The sequence below is a fragment of the Serinicoccus sediminis genome, from assembly GCF_004153545.1.
GTDB lineage: Bacteria > Actinomycetota > Actinomycetes > Actinomycetales > Dermatophilaceae > Ornithinicoccus > Ornithinicoccus sediminis_A.
Genome location: NZ_SDVA01000006.1, coordinates 80,677 through 97,099 on the forward strand (window position 1 = coordinate 80,677; position 16,423 = coordinate 97,099).

The following is a 16,423-nucleotide window of genomic DNA, read 5'->3' on the forward strand; positions in this document are numbered from 1 at the left end:
CAGGGTAGGCGTCGGCACGGACAGACCCGGCCCGGCCGGGCCCCGTCCGTCCGCGGCGGCCGACGGCCCGGCGCCCTCCCGTGGCCACGCCCCCGGGGTGCGTGCGGCATCATGGCCCGCATGCGCCTGGGTGTCGTCGACGTGGGATCGAACACGGTCCACCTGCTCGTCGTCGACGCGCAGCCCGGGGGGCACCCGACGCCGGACTTCTCCCACAAGGTGGAGCTGCGCCTCGCCGAGCACCTGACCGAGGACGGCGACATCAGCGCCCGCGGGGCCCGCACGCTCGCCGGGTTCGTCGCGGACTGCGTGGAGGTCGCCGAGAGCCGTGGGGCGACCGAGCTGCTGGCCTTCGCGACCAGCGCCATCCGGGAGGCCGGCAACACCGACGAGGTGCTCGGCCTGGTGCGCGAGCGGTCCGGGGTGGACCTCGACGTGCTCCCGGGCGAGGAGGAGGCGCGGGCGACCTTCCTCGCGGTCCGCCGGTGGTTCGGCTGGTCCGCCGGGCGTCTGCTGAACGTCGACATCGGCGGCGGCTCGCTGGAGCTGGCCGCGGGGCTGGACGAGCACCCCGACGTCGCCGTCTCCCTGCCGCTGGGGGCAGGACGGCTGAGCAGGGAGCTGGCCCACGACCCGCCGGAGAAGGCGGAGATCCGGACCCTGCGCAAGCGCGTCCGCTCCGAGGTCGCCGCCGCGCAGCCGGCGCTGGCCAAGGTGGGGAGCCCCCAGCTCGTGGGCGGCAGCAGCAAGACGGTCCGGTCGCTGGCCCGGGCCTGCGGCGCCGCCCCCCGCGGGGACGGGCCCTACGTCCCCCGCGTGCTGCGCCTCGAGGACCTCGCGGAGCTGACGCCCCGGCTGCTGCGGATGACCGCTGCCGAGCGGGCCGGGCTGCCCGGCGTCTCCGCCTCCCGGGCCCGGCAGCTGGCCGCCGGGGCGCTGGTGCTCGAGGCGGTGCTGGAGCTGAGCGGCGTCGAGGAGCTGGCGGTCTGCCCGTGGGCGCTGCGAGAGGGCCTCATCCTGCGCTTCCTGGACGGCCTCGGGCGATGACGCACCACATCCCGGTCCACCTGTCCACGTCCTCGGTCTACCCGGAGAACGCCGCCTATGCGTTCGACCTGGCCGAGCGGCTCGGCTACGACGGCGTCGAGATCATGGTGTGGACCGACCCGGTGACGCAGGAGGCGGGGGCGCTGAGCGCGTTGGCCGCCCTGCACGAGCTGCAGATCGGCGCGATCCACGCGCCGACGCTGCTGCTGGCCCAGCGGCTGTGGGGGTGGGAGCCCTGGGGAAAGGTCGAGCGGGCGCTCGACCTCGCCCGCGACGTGCAGGCGCAGTGCGTGGTCGTGCACCCGCCGTTCCGCTGGCAGCGCGGGTATGCCGAGGGCTTCGTCGAGGGCGTCGCGCAGCGGCAGGAACGCTGGGGCATCCCCATCGCGGTGGAGAACATGTTCCCGTGGCGCACCGGCGGTTCGGCGATGCAGGCATACCTCCCCGGCCCGGACCCCCGTGACTACCCCTACAGCGACGTCACCTTCGACATCAGCCACGCCGCCACGGCCGGTGAGGACGCCCTGGACATGGTGCGCGACCTCGGCGACCGCGTGCGGCACGTGCACCTGGGCGACTCCTTCGGCTCGTTCCGCGACGAGCACCTCGTCCCCGGACGCGGCGACCAGCGGTGCCGGGAGGTGCTGGAGCATCTGGTGGCGACCGACTTCCCGGGGGTGGTGAGCCTGGAGGTGGGGACGCGCACGATGAAGACGGCCGAGCGCGAGGCTGCGCTGGCGGAGTCGCTGGCCTTCGCCCGCGAGCACCTGGGGCAGCACGACCTCCCGGGCGCGCGGGGGCGCTGAGCGGTCGTGGCCACCGAGGCCCGGCGGGGCCCGCGCCGGGGTGAGGACACCCGGGCGGCGATCCTGGAGGCGGCCCGGGGCGAGTTCGCCCGCGCCGGGTATGCCGGGACCAGCCTGCGCGGCGTCGCCCGGGCGGCCGGGGTGGACCCGGCGCTGGTGCACCACTACTTCGGCGGCAAGGACGACCTCTTCGCGCAGTCGGTGGTCCTCGTCTCGTTGCCCGGTCCGCCGACGTCGTTGGCGCTGCAGGTGGCGCGGGGTCCGCGCGAGGAGGTCGGGGTGCGGGCGGTCCGGCTGTTCCTGGGGGTGTGGGAGGCCCGGCGGTCGAGCTTCGAGGCCCTGTTGCGCAGCATCGTCACCAGCGAGGAGGTGGCGCGGGCGGTGCGTGAGTTCCTCACCCAGGAGATCTTCGGGCGGGTGGTCTCGGAGCTGGACCCGGGCCTGGGCCAGGAGGAGCGCGACCTGCGGGCCGGTCTCGCCGCAGCCGCCGCGATGGGCCTGGCGATGGGGCGCTACGTGGTGCGGCTGCCGGGGGTCGGCGACGCCGACCCGGAGGTCCTCGTGCAGCGGGTGGGTCCGGTGCTGCAGGGTTACCTGCTGCCCCGCTGAGGCGTCCCCCCGCCCGTCGCCCCTCCCCGGACCGTTGCGCAGGAGCGGCACCAGGCGTAGATTTCATCACATGATGAAATATGCGGTGCGGGCGGAGGGGCTGAGCGTGCGGCGCGGACGGCGCCAGGTCCTCCGGGACGTGCACCTCGCCGTTCCCGTCGGCCAGGTGGTGGGCCTCCTGGGGCCGAGCGGCGGGGGCAAGTCCACCCTGATGCGCTCCGTCGTCGGGGTGCAGGCGCAGGTCTCGGGCACGGTCGAGGTGCTCGGTGAGCCCGCCGGGTCGCCCGGGCTGCGCCACCGGGTCGGCTACGTCACCCAGAGCCCGAGCGTCTACCGCGACCTCACCGTCGGCCAGAACCTGCGCTACTTCGCCACCCTCGTCGGGGCGGCCGGGGGCCGGGTCGACCAGGTGCTCGAGCAGGTCGACCTGCGCGGTCAGGTGGACCAGCGGGTGGCCGACCTCTCCGGCGGCCAGGCCTCCCGGGTCTCGCTGGCGGCCGCCCTCGTGGGCCGGCCCGACCTCCTCGTCCTCGACGAGCCCACCGTCGGCCTGGACCCGGTGCTGCGGCGCAGCCTGTGGCGACTCTTCGCCGAGCTGGCCGCCTCCGGCACCACGGTGCTGGTCAGCAGCCACGTCATGGACGAGGCCGCCCGGTGCGACCGGCTGGTCCTGCTGCGCGAGGGCCGCGTCCTGGCCGACGACACCCTCCCGGCGCTGCTCGCCCGGACCGGTGCCGAGGACGCCGAGGGCGCCTTCCTCCACCTGGTCGACGAGGCCGACGCCGACGGCCCGGTGGCCCCTGACCCCGCATACCACCGGAGGCGTCGATGAACCCCACCCTCACCACCGCGACCGCCGCCCGGGTGCTGGCGCAGCTGCGCGCCGACCGGCGCACCCTGGCGCTCATGCTCGTGGTGCCCTGCGTCCTGCTGGGGCTGCTCGCATGGATGAGCCGGGACACCCCGCTCTTCGACCGCACGGGGGCCCAGCTGCTCGGGCTCTTCCCGCTCGTCGTGATGTTCGTCGTGACCAGCGTGACCACGCTGGGCGAGCGCACCTCCGGCACCCTGGAGCGGCTGCTGTCGACGCCGCTGCGGCGCACGGACTTCCTGGGCGGGTATGCCCTGGCCTTCGGTGCCATGGCGGTGCTGCAGGCCCTGGTGGCCACCGGGTTCGCGGTCTGGGTGTGCGGCCTGGAGGTGCGCGGGCCCCTGGGGTGGCTCGTGGTCGTCGCCGTCGCGAGCGGGCTGCTGGGCACCGCGCTGGGCCTGCTCGCCAGCGCCTTCGCCCGGACCGAGTTCCAGGCGGTCCAGTTCATGCCCGCCCTCGTGCTCCCGCAGCTGCTGCTGTGCGGCCTCTTCGTCCCCCGCGAGGAGATGCCGCGCGCGCTCGAGCTGGTGTCGGCCGTGCTCCCGCTGTCCTACGCCGTCGACGCCCTGGGTTCGGTGGCCACCACCGTCGAGCCGGCCGGCGAGCTGGGGGCCGATCTCGCGGTGCTCGCCGTCTTCGTCACGGGCTCGCTCGGGCTCGCCTCGCTCACCCTGCGACGGCGCACCCCCTGAGGCGTAGCCTGGGGCGCATGGAGCTCGCTGACCTCAACCCCTCCGCCCTGATGCGCCAGACGTTGCTCGGGGCCAGCCGCAACACCACCTTGCGCCAGGTGATCGAGCAGGCGCCGGTGAGCCGTGACGTCGTCAGGCGCTTCGTCGCCGGCGACAGCACCCCCGACGCCGTCCGGGTGGCGGGCGAGCTGGTCGACACGCACCGGCAGGTGACCATCGACTACCTCGGTGAGGACACCACCGACCCGGCGCAGGCCGAGGCGACCCGCGACGCCTACCTCGGCCTCATCGCGGCGCTCTCGGAGGCGGGGCTGACCCAGGGCGGTGCGGCCGAGGTCAGCCTCAAGCTGTCCGCCCTCGGCCAGTTCCTCGGGCGGGACGGGCACGCCATCGCGCTCGACAACGCCCGGGCCATCTGCCAGGCGGCGGCCAACGCCGGCACCACGGTCACCCTCGACATGGAGGACCACACGACCACCGACCCGACGCTGGCGGCCCTGGCCGAGCTGCGCCAGGACTGGCCGTGGGTGGGGGTCGCGCTGCAGGCATACCTGCACCGGACCGAGCAGGACTGCCGCGACCTGTCCCACGAGGGGTCCCGGGTGCGGCTGTGCAAGGGCGCCTACAAGCAGCCGGAGTCGGTCGCCTTCCAGGACAAGGACGACGTCGACAAGGCCTACGTCCGCTGCCTCAAGGTCCTGATGCAGGGCCAGGGCTACCCGATGGTCGCCACGCACGACCCGCGGCTGGTCGAGATCGCCTCGGTGCTCGCCGCCAAGGCGCAGCGGGAGGCGGACAGCTACGAGTTCCAGATGCTGCTGGGCATCCGTCCGGAGGAGCAGCGGCGGCTGGCCGGGGCGGGCTCGCGCATGCGCGTCTACCTGCCCTACGGCGAGGACTGGTACGGCTACCTCGTGCGGCGGATGGCCGAGCGACCGGCCAACCTGACCTTCTTCCTGCGCGGCCTGGCGACCAAGGGCTGAGCGCGGTGCCGATCGCGCTCCTCGGGGCCGGCGTCATGGGCAGCACGCTGGCGGCGGCGCTCATCCGCTCCGGCCACCAGCCGGCCGACCTCGTGCTCAGCGACCGGGTCACCGCCCGGGCCGAGCAGGTCGCGGCCCAGCACGGGACCCGGCACGACACCCCCGCGGCCGCGGCCGCCGCAGCCGACGTCGTCGTCCTGGCGGTCAAGCCGCAGGACATGGCGGCGCTGGTGGCGGAGATCCGGGACCACGTCCGCTCCGACGCGCTCGTGGTGTCGATCGCGGCCGGGATCACCACCGACTTCCTCGAGAGGCGGCTGCCCGAAGGCACCTCGGTGGTCCGGGTCATGCCCAACACGCCGGCGCTGGTGGACCAGGGGATGTCGGCCATGAGCCCGGGGCGGCACTGCACCCCGGAGCAGGTGGAGCGGGCGCGCGGGCTGATGCAGCACGTCGGACGGGTCGTGGTCCTGGACGAGGGGCACCAGGACGCCGTGACGGCGATCAGCGGCAGCGGCCCTTCCTACATCTTCTACGTCGTCGAGGCGATGATCGAGGCCGGCGTCCTGCTGGGGCTGCCGCGGGACACGTCCACCGAGCTCGTCGTCCAGACGTTGTATGGTGCCGCCACGATGATCCGGGAGACCGGGACCCACCCGACCGTGCTCAGGGAACAGGTCTCCAGCCCAGGAGGCACCAGCGTCGCCGCTCTGCGGGCGCTGGAGGATCACAAGGTCAGGGCCGCCTTCCTGACCGCGATGGAGGCGGCCGCGAGAAGGTCGCACGAGCTGTCGCCGCAGGAGGACTGAGAGCCCGGTGCTGTGTCACCGAGTGTTCACCCGTGACGGCGGAGCCCGCGCGGCGCGTGTGAAAGAGTAGGCAGCTATGAGCGAGATCCACGTACGCGTGCTGGACCCCGACGAGTGGGCGACGTACAAGGACGTCAGGCTGCGCGCCCTGCGTGAGTCCCCGGAGGCGTTCGTGGCGTCCGCCGAGGAGGAGGCCGAGTTCCCCGACTCCCGCTGGCAGGAGCGGATGGAGCGCTCGCGCCGGGTGCTCGCCGAGGACGGGGACGAGGTGGTCGGCGTCGTCAGCGTCGGCACCGGGCACCGCACCAACATCCCGGGCGCGGGGGAGCTCTTCGGCCTCTGGGTGGCCCCGGCCCGTCGGGGGACCGGCGTGGCCCGTCGGCTGCTCGAGAAGGCCGCCAAGGTCGGCCGCGAGATCGGCCTGCGCCAGCTCGTCTACTGGGTGGGGACCGACAACGGCCGTGCCGTCGCCTTCGCCTCGAGCTTCGGCTTCCGCCCGACCGACGACCGTCGGCCCATGCGCATCCGTGGCGTCGACGAGGAGGACGCCGAGTCGGAGGAGATGATGATGGTCTACCCCCTGGGGGACGCCGCCGGGGTTCCGACCTCGCTCTGAGCGCCGGCCCGCGTGGTCTAGCGTGAGCCCATGAGGTCGTCGTCGTGGGTGATGTGGGACGAGCGCTACGCCGGCTACGACTTCGGCCTGGGGCACCCGATGCACCCCAGCCGCCTGCTGCTCACCCACCGTCTGGCGTCCGACCTGGGGTTGCTGGACCACGACGACGTGCACCTGCGGCCGGCGCGGCACGCCACCGACGACGAGCTCCTGACCGTGCACACCCGTGACCTGCTCGAGGTGGTGCGGGAGGCCTCCCTCGACCCGACCGCCGCCCGTGGGCGGCAAGGGGTCGGCACCGAGGACACCCCGGCCTTCGCCGGGATGCACGACGCCTCCACCCTGGCCGTGGGCGCGACCCTCGACGCCTGCCGTGCGGTGTGGTCGGGTGAGGTGGTCCGTGCCTGCAACATCGCCGGGGGCCTGCACCACGCCATGCCGCAGGCCGCGTCCGGGTTCTGCGTCTACAACGACATCGCCGTCGGCATCCAGGACCTGCTCGACTCCGGTGCCGAGCGCGTCCTCTACCTCGACCTCGACGTCCACCACGGCGACGGTGTCGAGCGCTGCTTCTGGAACGACCCCCGGGTCATGACGGTCTCGGTCCACGAGACGGGCAGGGCGCTGTTCCCCGGCACCGGGTTCCCCGGCGACACCGGTGGCCCCCGCGCGCCGGACACCGCGGTCAACATCGCGCTGCCCCCGGGCACCGGCGACGAGGGCTGGCTGCGGGCCTACCAGGCGGTGGTGCCCACGCTCGCCCGCGCCTTCGACCCGCAGATCGTGGTCAGCCAGCACGGGTGCGACTGCCACTACGCCGACCCGCTGGCCCACCTCTCGGTCTCGATGGAGGCCCTGGCCGTCGCCTACGGCTGGGTCAGGGAGCTGGCCGACGACCTGGCGGGCGGCCGGTGGGTCGCCCTCGGCGGCGGGGGGTACGAGCTGGTCGAGGTGGTCCCCCGGGCCTGGACCCACCTCATCGGGGTGGTGACCGGACGCCCGGTCGACCCTGCCACCCCCGTCCCCGAGTCCTGGCGCAGGCACGTCGAGGACGTGTACGGCCAGGACGCCCCGCGGGCCATGGGCGACCGGGGCGGCCGCGAGATCCGGTTCGGCCGGTGGGAGGACGGCCACGACCTGGACGACCCTGTCGACCTGGCCGTCATGGCCACCCGGCGGGCGTGCTTCCCGGGGTGGGGGCTGGACCCCTACTTCGACTGAGCGGGACCCCGACGTCGACCGAGCGGCCGGAGATCCCCGCAGGTCCCTCGCCCCGCCGGCACCACGGGACGCACGACGACCGTGGGACCCGTTCGTCACACCTCGCGTGTCGCGCTGGACAAATTTGTCGTCACGACTTTCGCAACTGGCACTCCTGCCCCTAGTGTTAGCCCGACAACTGACGTAGGCAGCATGCCGGAGGGGAAGCCGCGCGCGCTGCCTGCACGTATATGAGAGACGGGATGCGTCCTATGGCAGATGAGCGCCAGCTCGGCGAGATGACGTTCATGACCGTGGCCGAGGTGGCTGCCGTCATGCGCGTGTCGAAGATGACGGTGTACCGCCTGGTGCACTCGGGCGAGCTGCCCGCAGTGCGGGTCGGCCGTTCCTTCCGGGTGCCCGAGAAGGCCGTGCACGCCTACCTCGAGGAGTCCTACCACGGCACCGCGTGACCGGTGCCCCGCCGGCCGCGCGACGGTGCGCCGCCGGCCCGACCCACCCCCGGCTTTTGGGGGCCCGGTGCCCGTCGCGTTACGCTGACGGGGCTGTGCAGCGCCGTCCGTCGTCCACATCGACCGGGCCGCCGGCTGCACCACCCGGACCGACGACGAGAAGGATGGCCCCATGGGCTCTGTGATCAAGAAGCGCCGCAAGCGGATGGCGAAGAAGAAGCACCGCAAGCTGCTGCGCAAGACGCGCCACCAGCGTCGCAACAAGAAGTAGGACGCTCGACGACACCGTCGACGTCGTGACCGAGGCGCCCCGCCCGCCGGGTGGGGCGCCCTCGTCGTCCCTGGAGGAGGTGGCGCCGTGCGCCTGCGACCGCGAGCCCGCCGGCCCCGCGTGGAGATGTTGTCCCGACCCGGCTGCCACCTGTGCGACGTCATGCTCGAGACGGTCGCCCGGCAGGTGCCCGAGGTCGTCGTGCGGGACATCGACGCGGAGCGCCGCTCGGGGAGCATGGGGGAGCAGGAGCACGACCGGTGGACCACGCAGCTGCCGGTGCTGCTCGTCGACGGCGAGCCGGTCGCCCGCTGGCAGGTCGACCCTGCACAGCTGCGCGACCTCCTGTCGTCCGCGCGGCGCCGGTAGGGCTCCTCCCGGGGCCATGGAGGGCGTCGTTTTGGAGGATGACGGGGTCGAAGCCTAAAGTTGACGGGGTCCGCGCCGATCGGTGCACGAGGGTCTGATATAAGCCCCCGCCTGGTCGGTGCCCGCCACCCAGAGAGGAGCCGGTGCCGCCGTGATGGCCGAGTCGAACCGGCGAGGTGTGCCAGAGGCCACCGTCGGCAGACTCCCGGGCTACCTCCAGGCGCTGTCCACCGTGGCCGAGCAGGGTCGGACCTCCATCTCCAGCGAGGAGCTGGCCCGCCTGGCGGGCGTGCGGTCGGCGCAGGTGCGCAAGGACCTGTCCCATCTCGGCTCCTACGGCGTGCGGGGCGTGGGCTACGACGTGGCGCGGCTGGCCGAGCAGGTCTCGGCCGAGCTGGGCCTGAGCCAGGACTGGCCGGTCGTCATCGTCGGCATGGGCAACCTCGGTCGGGCGCTGGCCAGCTACGAGGGGCTCGCGACCCGCGGGTTCCACGTCGTCGCCCTGGCCGACAACGACCCCGCGGTGGTCGGCACCGTGGTGGAGGGGATGACCGTGCAGTCGCTGGACGACCTGCGCCCGGGCCTCCCCGTGTCGGTCGGCGTCGTGGCCACCCCGCCGGACGCGGCCCAGGAGGTCGCGGACGTGCTGGTCGGGCTGGGGGTCCACTCCATCCTCACCTTCGCGCCCGGGGTCCTGGAGGTCCCCGCCGATGTCGACGTGCGGCGGGTCGACGTCGCCACCGAGCTGCAGATCCTCACCTTCCACCAGCACCAGCGCGAGATCGCGGTCTCCGGGCCCGAGATGGAGGGTGCCTCGTGAGCGCGCTCGTCGTGGGGCTCTCCCACCGTTCCGCCCCCATCTCCCTGCTCGAGCAGGTCGTCCTCGACGACGACGCCGCCGAGCGGCTGGCGGCCCGGCTGCGCGCCGGCGACCACGTCGACGAGGCGCTCGTCCTGTCCACCTGCAACCGGCTCGAGGTCGTCGTCGAGGCCGGCACCTTCCACGGCGCCCTGGAGGAGATCGGCGCGGCGCTGACCGAGCTGGGGGGACTGACCCGGGACCAGCTGACCGAGCACCTGTTCGTCCACTACGACGACCGCGCGGTCGCCCACCTCTTCGAGCTCGCCTGCGGCCTCGACTCCATGGCGGTGGGGGAGAGCCAGGTCCTCGGACAGCTCCGTCAGGCCCTCGCCCAGGCCCAGCGCCACGGCCACCTCGGGGCCTCCCTCAACCCCCTCGTCCAGCAGGCGCTGCGGGTCGGCAAGCGGGCCCACGCGGAGACCGGCATCGACGGCGTCTCGCGGTCGCTGGTCACCCTCGGGCTCGACCACGCCCGCGCGGTCCTCGGTGACCTGGGCGCCGCCCGTACCGTCGTCATCGGTGCCGGCGCCATGTCCGGCCTGGCCGTGGCGACCCTGGTCCGCGAGGGGGTCCGCGACGTCACGGTGGTCAACCGCACCCCTGCCCGTGCTGCGCGGCTGGCCGAGCAGCACGGCGTCCGCACCCTGCCGTGGGCCGACCTCGGTCCCGCGGTCGGGGCCGCGGACCTGGTGCTGACCTGCACCGGTGCCGTGGGGCACGTGCTGGACGAGCCACTGGTCGCCCGGGCCCGCAGCGACGCCGGCCGCACCGGCGCGCCGGAGGTCCTGCTCGACCTCGCCCTCCCGCGAGACGTCGCCCCGGCCGTCACCCGCCTGCGCGGTGTCCACCTGTGGGGCCTGTCCGACCTGCAGCGGCCCGCCGAGGAGCGGGTCGACCCCGGCCCCGGCGAGCCCAGCGCCGTCGAGGCGGTCCGTGGGCTGGTGACCAGCGAGGTCGCCGGCTACCTCGCGGAGCGGCACGCCGCCCGGCTGGGCCCGACCCTGGCCGCCCTGCGCACCAGCGCGGCCCGGGTCGTGGACGCCGAGATGAGCCGGCTCGACCACCGCCTCCCGCACCTGCCCGACGACGAGCGCGCGGAGGTCAGGCAGACCGTGCAGCGCGTCGTCGACAAGCTGCTGCACACCCCGACCACCAGGGTCAAGCAGCTGCAGGCGGGCTACGACGAGGTCCCCGCGGACTACGCCAGCGCCCTGCGCGAGCTCTTCGACCTCGACAGCCGCGAGGTCGCCAGCGTGTCGACGCCGCCCCTGGGCGTGGTCGACCGCGCCCAGGACCCCCGGACGGAGGGGACGAGCGATGACTGACCCTCGCCCCGGCCACGTGGCCGGCACCGTCCCTGGCGCGGACCCCGCGCGGCCGCTCCGGCTCGGCACCCGCCGCAGCGCGCTCGCGACCAGCCAGTCCGGCTGGGTCGCCGACCGGCTGCGCGCGGCCGGCCGCGAGGTCGAGCTGGTGCTCGTCACGACCGAGGGCGACACGTCCCGTCGCAGCCTCACCGAGATCGGCGGCACCGGCGTCTTCGCCTCCGCCCTGCGCGGCGCCCTGCTGGACGGCCGGATCGACCTGGCCGTGCACTCCCTCAAGGACCTGCCCACGGCCCCGGCCGACGGCCTGGTGGTCGCGGCGGTCCCCGAGCGGGAGGACCCGCACGACGCGCTCGTCGCCCGTGACGGGCTGACCCTGGCCGAGCTGCCGGCCGGTGCGGTGGTGGGCACCGGGTCGCCGCGCCGCGCCGCACAGCTGGTCCTGCTGCGCCCCGACCTGGAGGTCCGCGACATCCGCGGCAACGTCGACTCCCGCATCCGCATGGTCCGGGACGAGGTGGTGGACGCCGTCGTCCTCGCCGCGGCCGGGCTGGCCCGGCTGGGCCGGCTCGACGAGGCCACCGAGGTCCTGGACCTCGACGGCATGGTGCCGGCCGCCGGCCAGGGCGCCCTCGCCGTGGAGTGCCGCGCCGACGACACCGCCCTCGCCGCCGAGCTGGCCGACACCCTCGACCACCCCGCCACCCGGGCCGCCGTGAGCGCCGAGCGCGCCGCCCTGTCCGCCCTGGAGGCCGGCTGCACGGCCCCGGTCGGCGCCTTCGCCGAGCCGGGCCCCGACGTCGACGACCACCAGTCCGACGGGCCCCGGCCCGCCACCCTCGTCCTGCACGCCTTCGCCGCCCTGGACACCGGGGCCCAGCGACGCGTGAGAAGCGGCGCGAGCGACGCGCCCGAGGAGCTGGGCCGTGCCATGGCGCAGCTCCTGCTGAACCGTCCCGACCCGTCCGGCCTCGTCGCCGCCGGGTCACACACCCCGGAGTCCGACCTGTGAGCACCGACGCCGCCCCCGTCCACCTGACCTCCGCCCCCGCGCCCACGAGCGCGGCCCGCGTCGCCTTCGTCGGCGCCGGCCCCGGTGACCCGGGGCTGCTCACCGTGCGGGCCCGGGACTACCTCGCGGTCGCCGACGTCGTGGTGGTGGACGCCGCCCACCGCGAGGAGGACGTGCGCGCCTGGGTCCGAGAGGACACCGAGATCCTGCGCACCGTCCGCGGCGAGGAGGGCCCGGCGCTCACCCCCGCCGCCCGGTCCAAGCTGCTGGTCCGGACCGCCTGCGGGTACGACGACGCCACGCACCTGGTCGTCCGGCTGCTCGCCGACGACGTCGCCGGCGGGTCGTTGGTCGAGGAGGCCCGCGCCTGCCACGACGCCGGGGTGGCCTTCGAGATCGTCCCGGGCGTCAGCGCCGCGTGGGCCGTGCCGGCCTACGCCGGGGTGCTGCCCGACGGGCAGCGGGGCCAGGTCCACGTCGTCGACGCCTCCGACCCCGGGGTGGACTGGTCGCACTCCGTCGCCGACGACGTCACCGTCGTCCTGCGCGGGGCGCAGGGCCGGCTGCAGCGGGCGCTGCAGCAGCTGCGGCAGGCCGGGCGTCCCGGCGACACGCCGATCGCGCTCACCGAGCACGGCACGACCACCACGCAGCAGACCCGGGTGACGACCCTGCAGGAGGCCCTGGACGAGGGGGTCGACCTCGGTGAGGACACCGTCGCCGTCGTGGGCCACCCGGTCGAGCTCCAGGCCGAGCTGTCCTGGTGGGAGTCCAAGCCGCTCTTCGGCTGGTCCATCCTCGTGCCGCGGACCAAGGAGCAGTCGGGCCCGATGGTCGACCGGATCGCCGGCTACGGCGCGAGCGCGTCCGTGGTGCCCACGATCAGCGTGGAGCCGCCGCGCACGCCGCAGCAGATGGACCGCGCCGTCCGTGGGCTGGTCACCGGGCGCTACGAGTGGATCGGCTTCACCTCGGTCAACGCCGTGCGCGCGGTCCGCGAGAAGTTCGAGGCGCTCGGGCTGGACGCGCGTGCCTTCGCCGGGCTCAAGCTGGCTGCGGTCGGTGGCGTCACCGCCGAGGCGCTGCGGGAGTGGGGCCTGGAGCCCGACCTGGTCCCCGAGGGTGAGCAGTCGGCCCAGGGGCTGCTGGAGTCCTGGCCGCCCTTCGACGACGTGCTCGACCCCATCAACCGGGTCTTCCTGCCGCGCGCCGACATCGCGACGGACACCCTGGTCGCCGGCCTCGAGGCGATGGGCTGGGAGGTCGACGACGTGACGGCGTACCGCACCGTCCGGGCTGCCCCGCCCGCCGCCCACGTCCGCGAGGCCATCAAGGGCGGGGCCTTCGACGCGGTGTGCTTCACCTCGTCCTCGACCGTCCGCAACCTCGTCGGCATCGCCGGCAAGCCGCACCCCCACACCGTGGTGGCGTGCATCGGGCCGGCCACCGCCAAGGCCGCCGAGGAGCACGGGCTGCGGGTCGACGTCGTGGCCCCCGAGCCCAGCGCGACGAGCCTCGTCGACGCGCTCGCCGAGCACACCCGGGAGCTCATGACCCAGGCGCACGCCCAGGGCGAGGAGTTCGTCCGCCCGAGCCGGCGCAAGCCGGCGCCGCGGCGTGCGCGGTCCCGCCGGTGACGGCATACACCCGCCCGCACGAACGCCCGCGCCGGCTGCGCTCCACCCCGGCGCTGCGCCGGCTGGTCGCGCAGACGCGGCTGCACCCGGCCGACCTCGTGCTGCCCGTCTTCGTCCGTGACGGGATCGACGAGGCGCAGCCGATCGGCTCCATGCCCGGCGTGGTGCAGCACACTCCGCGCAGCGTCGTGCAGGCCGCGCGCGAGGCCGTCGACGCCGGGGTGGGCGGTCTCATGGTCTTCGGGGTGCCGCGGCCGGAGGACAAGGACGCCACCGGGCAGGCGGGGCTCCGCGAGGACGGCGTGCTCAACGCCGCGCTGCGGACCCTGCGGGAGGAGCTGGGCGACGAGACCGTGCTCATGAGCGACCTGTGCCTGGACGAGTTCACCGACCACGGCCACTGCGGCGTGCTCGACCGGGCCGGGCGGGTCGACAACGACGCCACCCTCGAGGTGTATGCCGAGATGGCCCTCGCGCAGGCGCGCGCCGGCGCCCACGTCGTCGGCCCGAGCGGGATGATGGACGGGCAGGTGCAGGTGGTCCGGGAGGCGTTGGACGGCGCCGGCCGCTCCGAGGTCGCCGTGCTCGCCTACACCGCGAAGTACGCCAGCGCCTGCTACGGACCGTTCCGCGAGGCGGTCGCCTCCACGCTCACCGGCGACCGCGCGACCTACCAGCAGGACCCGGCCAACCGGCAGGAGAGCCTGCGCGAGCTGCGCCTCGACCTCGAGCAGGGCGCCGACATGGTCATGGTCAAGCCCGCCCTGCCCTACCTCGACGTGCTCTCCGACGTGGCCGCGGCCGCCGACGTACCCGTCGCGGCCTACCAGGTCAGCGGGGAGTACGCCATGATCGAGGCGGCCGCCGCCGCCGGGCTGCTGGACAGGCACCGTATGGTGATGGAGACGCTGACGTCGATCCACCGGGCAGGGGCTCAGGTGGTGCTGACCTACTACGCGACCGAGGCGGCTCGACTCCTAGGAGGATGACGGGGATGGTGCGCTGGCTGGACGACGAGGAACAACGGGCCTGGCGCTCGATCCTGCGGGGCTCGCACCTCGTGCGCCTGCTCATGGAGGAGGCCCTGGACGAGTTCGGCCTGTCCCTGGGGGAGTACGAGGTCCTGAGCATGGTGTCGGAGGCGCCGGGCGGTCAGATGCGGATGGCCGAGCTGGCCCACCTGGTGGTGCAGTCGCGCAGCCGGGTGAGCCACACCGCGTCCCGGCTGGAGAAGCGTGGCTGGGTGGAGCGGGTCCCCGCCCCGCAGGACCGGCGTGGGGTCGTCCTCGTGCTCACCGATGCCGGGCGGGGTCAGCTGGAGAAGCTGGCGCCCGTGCACGTGGAGAGCGTGCGCCGGGCCTTCATCGACCACCTGACCCGCCAGGAGCTCGTCGAGCACGGCGACATCATGCGCCGGGTGGTCCTGGCCACCCGGCACCGCGACGACGAGGCCAGCGACGCCGTCTGAGCCCTCCCGCCGGGCCGGGACGGCCGTGCGCCCTCGTACGCTGGTCGGCATGAGCGCCGACCCCGTGACCCACCCGGACACCGCCCCGGCTTCCGAGGCCCTGCTGGAACGTGCCCGCGCCGTCATCCCGGGCGGGGTGAACTCCCCGGTGCGCGCCTTCCGCTCGGTCGGCGGCACACCCCGGTTCATGGAGCGGGCCCAGGGACCGTGGCTGTGGGACGCCGACGGGCGCCGCTACCTCGACCTCGTGTGCTCGTGGGGACCGATGATCCTGGGCCACGCGCACCCGGAGGTGCGGGCGGCGGTCACCGAGGCCGCGGCCGACGGCTTCTCCTTCGGTATGCCCACCGCCCGGGAGGTCGCGCTCGCCGAGGAGATCGTGGCCCGGGTCGACCCGGTCGAGCAGGTGCGCCTGGTCAGCTCCGGGACCGAGGCCACGATGAGCGCCATCCGGCTGGCCCGGGGCTTCACCGGACGGTCCGTCGTCGTGAAGTTCGCCGGCTGCTACCACGGGCACGTGGACGCGCTGCTGGCCTCGGCCGGGTCCGGGGTGGCGACGTTCGGGCTGCCGGACAGCCCCGGCGTCCCGGCCAGCGCGGCCGGGGAGACCGTCGTGCTGCCCTACAACGACGTGCCCGCGCTGGAGGCGGCCTTCGCCGAGCGGGGCCCCGAGATCGCCGCCGTCATCACCGAGGCGGCCGCCGGCAACATGGGCGTGGTGCCGCCGGAGCCCGCCTTCACCGAGGCGCTGCGGCGGCTCACCCGCGAGCACGGCGCCCTGCTCGTCAGCGACGAGGTGATGACCGGCTTCCGCTGCTCCCGCTCGGGGTGGCTGGGGCTCGAGGGCGTCCCCGAGGGCGGCGCGCCCGACCTCTTCACCTTCGGCAAGGTCATGGGTGGCGGTTTCCCCGCCGCGGCCTTCGGTGGCCGGTCCGACGTCATGGCCCAGCTCGCCCCTGAGGGTCCCGTCTACCAGGCCGGCACCCTGTCGGGGAACCCGATCGCGTCGGCCGCCGGGCTCGCCACCCTGCAGCGGTGCACGGACGAGGTCTACCAGCGCCTGGACGAGGTCAGCGAGACCCTGGCCGCGGCCGTCACCGACGCCTTCACGCGCCACGGCATACCCCACCGCATCCAGTGGGCCGGGTCGATGTTCAGCGTGTTCTTCCGGGAGGGGCAGGTGACCGGCTACGAGGACGCGAAGGACCAGGACACCGCGCTCTTCGGCCGCTTCTTCCACGCCATGCTGCGTCGCGGCGTGCACCTGCCGCCCAGCTGCTTCGAGTCGTGGTTCGTCTCGGCCGCCCACGACGACGAGGCGGTCGAGCACGCGGTGCGGGCGATCGGGGAGAGCGCGGCCGAGGTCGCCTGAC

General features: G+C 74.5%; 19 protein-coding genes. All 19 read left to right on the top strand.

Annotation, left to right across the window (positions count from 1 at the left end; translation table 11 throughout):
• The first annotated feature begins 120 nt into the window (after positions 1–120).
• The 19 genes from EUS26_RS07335 to hemL all read left to right on the top strand — a co-directional run bounded on the left by EUS26_RS07335 (position 121) and on the right by hemL (position 16,422).
• Positions 121–1,047 (top strand): Ppx/GppA family phosphatase, encoded by a 927-nt coding sequence (locus EUS26_RS07335; protein WP_130012687.1) that lies wholly within the window; start codon positions 121–123, stop codon positions 1,045–1,047.
• Positions 1,044–1,853 (top strand): sugar phosphate isomerase/epimerase family protein, encoded by an 810-nt coding sequence (locus EUS26_RS07340; RefSeq protein ID WP_130012689.1) that lies wholly within the window; start codon positions 1,044–1,046, stop codon positions 1,851–1,853. The genes EUS26_RS07335 and EUS26_RS07340 overlap by 4 nt, the downstream gene beginning before the upstream one ends.
• 6 nt (positions 1,854–1,859) lie before the next feature.
• Complete coding sequence (locus EUS26_RS07345) at positions 1,860–2,462, top strand: TetR/AcrR family transcriptional regulator (RefSeq protein WP_130012691.1); 603 nt, start codon at positions 1,860–1,862, stop codon at positions 2,460–2,462.
• Between the two features lie 70 nt (positions 2,463–2,532).
• Complete coding sequence (locus tag EUS26_RS07350; RefSeq protein ID WP_130012693.1) at positions 2,533–3,294, top strand: ABC transporter ATP-binding protein; 762 nt, start codon at positions 2,533–2,535, stop codon at positions 3,292–3,294.
• Complete coding sequence (locus tag EUS26_RS07355) at positions 3,291–4,025, top strand: ABC transporter permease (RefSeq protein ID WP_130012694.1); 735 nt, start codon at positions 3,291–3,293, stop codon at positions 4,023–4,025. Before EUS26_RS07350 ends, EUS26_RS07355 begins: the two co-directional genes overlap by 4 nt.
• Positions 4,026–4,042: 17 nt before the next feature.
• Positions 4,043–5,008: a proline dehydrogenase family protein gene (locus EUS26_RS07360; RefSeq protein ID WP_202865078.1), complete on the top strand. Its 966-nt coding sequence runs from the start codon at positions 4,043–4,045 to the stop codon at positions 5,006–5,008.
• 5 nt (positions 5,009–5,013) lie between these two features.
• Positions 5,014–5,817 (top strand): pyrroline-5-carboxylate reductase, encoded by an 804-nt coding sequence (proC, locus tag EUS26_RS07365; RefSeq protein WP_130012696.1) that lies wholly within the window; start codon positions 5,014–5,016, stop codon positions 5,815–5,817.
• Positions 5,818–5,893: 76 nt separating this feature from the next.
• Positions 5,894–6,433 (top strand): GNAT family N-acetyltransferase, encoded by a 540-nt coding sequence (locus EUS26_RS07370; protein WP_165368539.1) that lies wholly within the window; start codon positions 5,894–5,896, stop codon positions 6,431–6,433.
• A gap of 30 nt (positions 6,434–6,463) precedes the next feature.
• Positions 6,464–7,654, top strand: a complete 1,191-nt coding sequence (locus EUS26_RS07375) for an acetoin utilization protein AcuC (protein ID WP_130012698.1) — start codon at positions 6,464–6,466, stop codon at positions 7,652–7,654.
• Between the two features lie 251 nt (positions 7,655–7,905).
• Entirely contained in the window at positions 7,906–8,106 is a 201-nt protein-coding gene (locus EUS26_RS07380; RefSeq protein ID WP_130012700.1) for a helix-turn-helix domain-containing protein, read from the top strand.
• A gap of 172 nt (positions 8,107–8,278) precedes the next feature.
• Positions 8,279–8,377 (top strand): 30S ribosomal protein bS22, encoded by a 99-nt coding sequence (locus EUS26_RS07385; protein WP_003792170.1) that lies wholly within the window; start codon positions 8,279–8,281, stop codon positions 8,375–8,377.
• Between the two features lie 87 nt (positions 8,378–8,464).
• Positions 8,465–8,746: a glutaredoxin family protein gene (locus EUS26_RS07390; RefSeq protein ID WP_130012702.1), complete on the top strand. Its 282-nt coding sequence runs from the start codon at positions 8,465–8,467 to the stop codon at positions 8,744–8,746.
• Between the two features lie 154 nt (positions 8,747–8,900).
• Positions 8,901–9,566, top strand: coding sequence for a redox-sensing transcriptional repressor Rex (locus EUS26_RS07395; RefSeq protein ID WP_130012704.1), 666 nt, complete (start codon positions 8,901–8,903; stop codon positions 9,564–9,566).
• Entirely contained in the window at positions 9,563–10,933 is a 1,371-nt protein-coding gene (locus EUS26_RS07400) for a glutamyl-tRNA reductase (RefSeq protein ID WP_130012706.1), read from the top strand. The genes EUS26_RS07395 and EUS26_RS07400 overlap by 4 nt, the downstream gene beginning before the upstream one ends.
• Positions 10,926–11,945, top strand: a complete 1,020-nt coding sequence (gene hemC / locus EUS26_RS07405) for a hydroxymethylbilane synthase (RefSeq protein WP_130012708.1) — start codon at positions 10,926–10,928, stop codon at positions 11,943–11,945. Before EUS26_RS07400 ends, hemC begins: the two co-directional genes overlap by 8 nt.
• Positions 11,942–13,582 (top strand): bifunctional uroporphyrinogen-III C-methyltransferase/uroporphyrinogen-III synthase, encoded by a 1,641-nt coding sequence (locus EUS26_RS07410; RefSeq protein WP_130012710.1) that lies wholly within the window; start codon positions 11,942–11,944, stop codon positions 13,580–13,582. The genes hemC and EUS26_RS07410 overlap by 4 nt, the downstream gene beginning before the upstream one ends.
• Complete coding sequence (hemB, locus tag EUS26_RS07415) at positions 13,579–14,571, top strand: porphobilinogen synthase (protein WP_130012712.1); 993 nt, start codon at positions 13,579–13,581, stop codon at positions 14,569–14,571. Before EUS26_RS07410 ends, hemB begins: the two co-directional genes overlap by 4 nt.
• Positions 14,572–14,576: 5 nt before the next feature.
• A complete protein-coding gene (locus EUS26_RS07420; protein ID WP_130012714.1) occupies positions 14,577–15,050 on the top strand; it encodes a MarR family winged helix-turn-helix transcriptional regulator in 474 nt (157 codons plus the stop codon).
• A gap of 49 nt (positions 15,051–15,099) precedes the next feature.
• Entirely contained in the window at positions 15,100–16,422 is a 1,323-nt protein-coding gene (gene hemL / locus EUS26_RS07425; protein WP_130012716.1) for a glutamate-1-semialdehyde 2,1-aminomutase, read from the top strand.
• Position 16,423 lies beyond the last annotated feature (1 nt).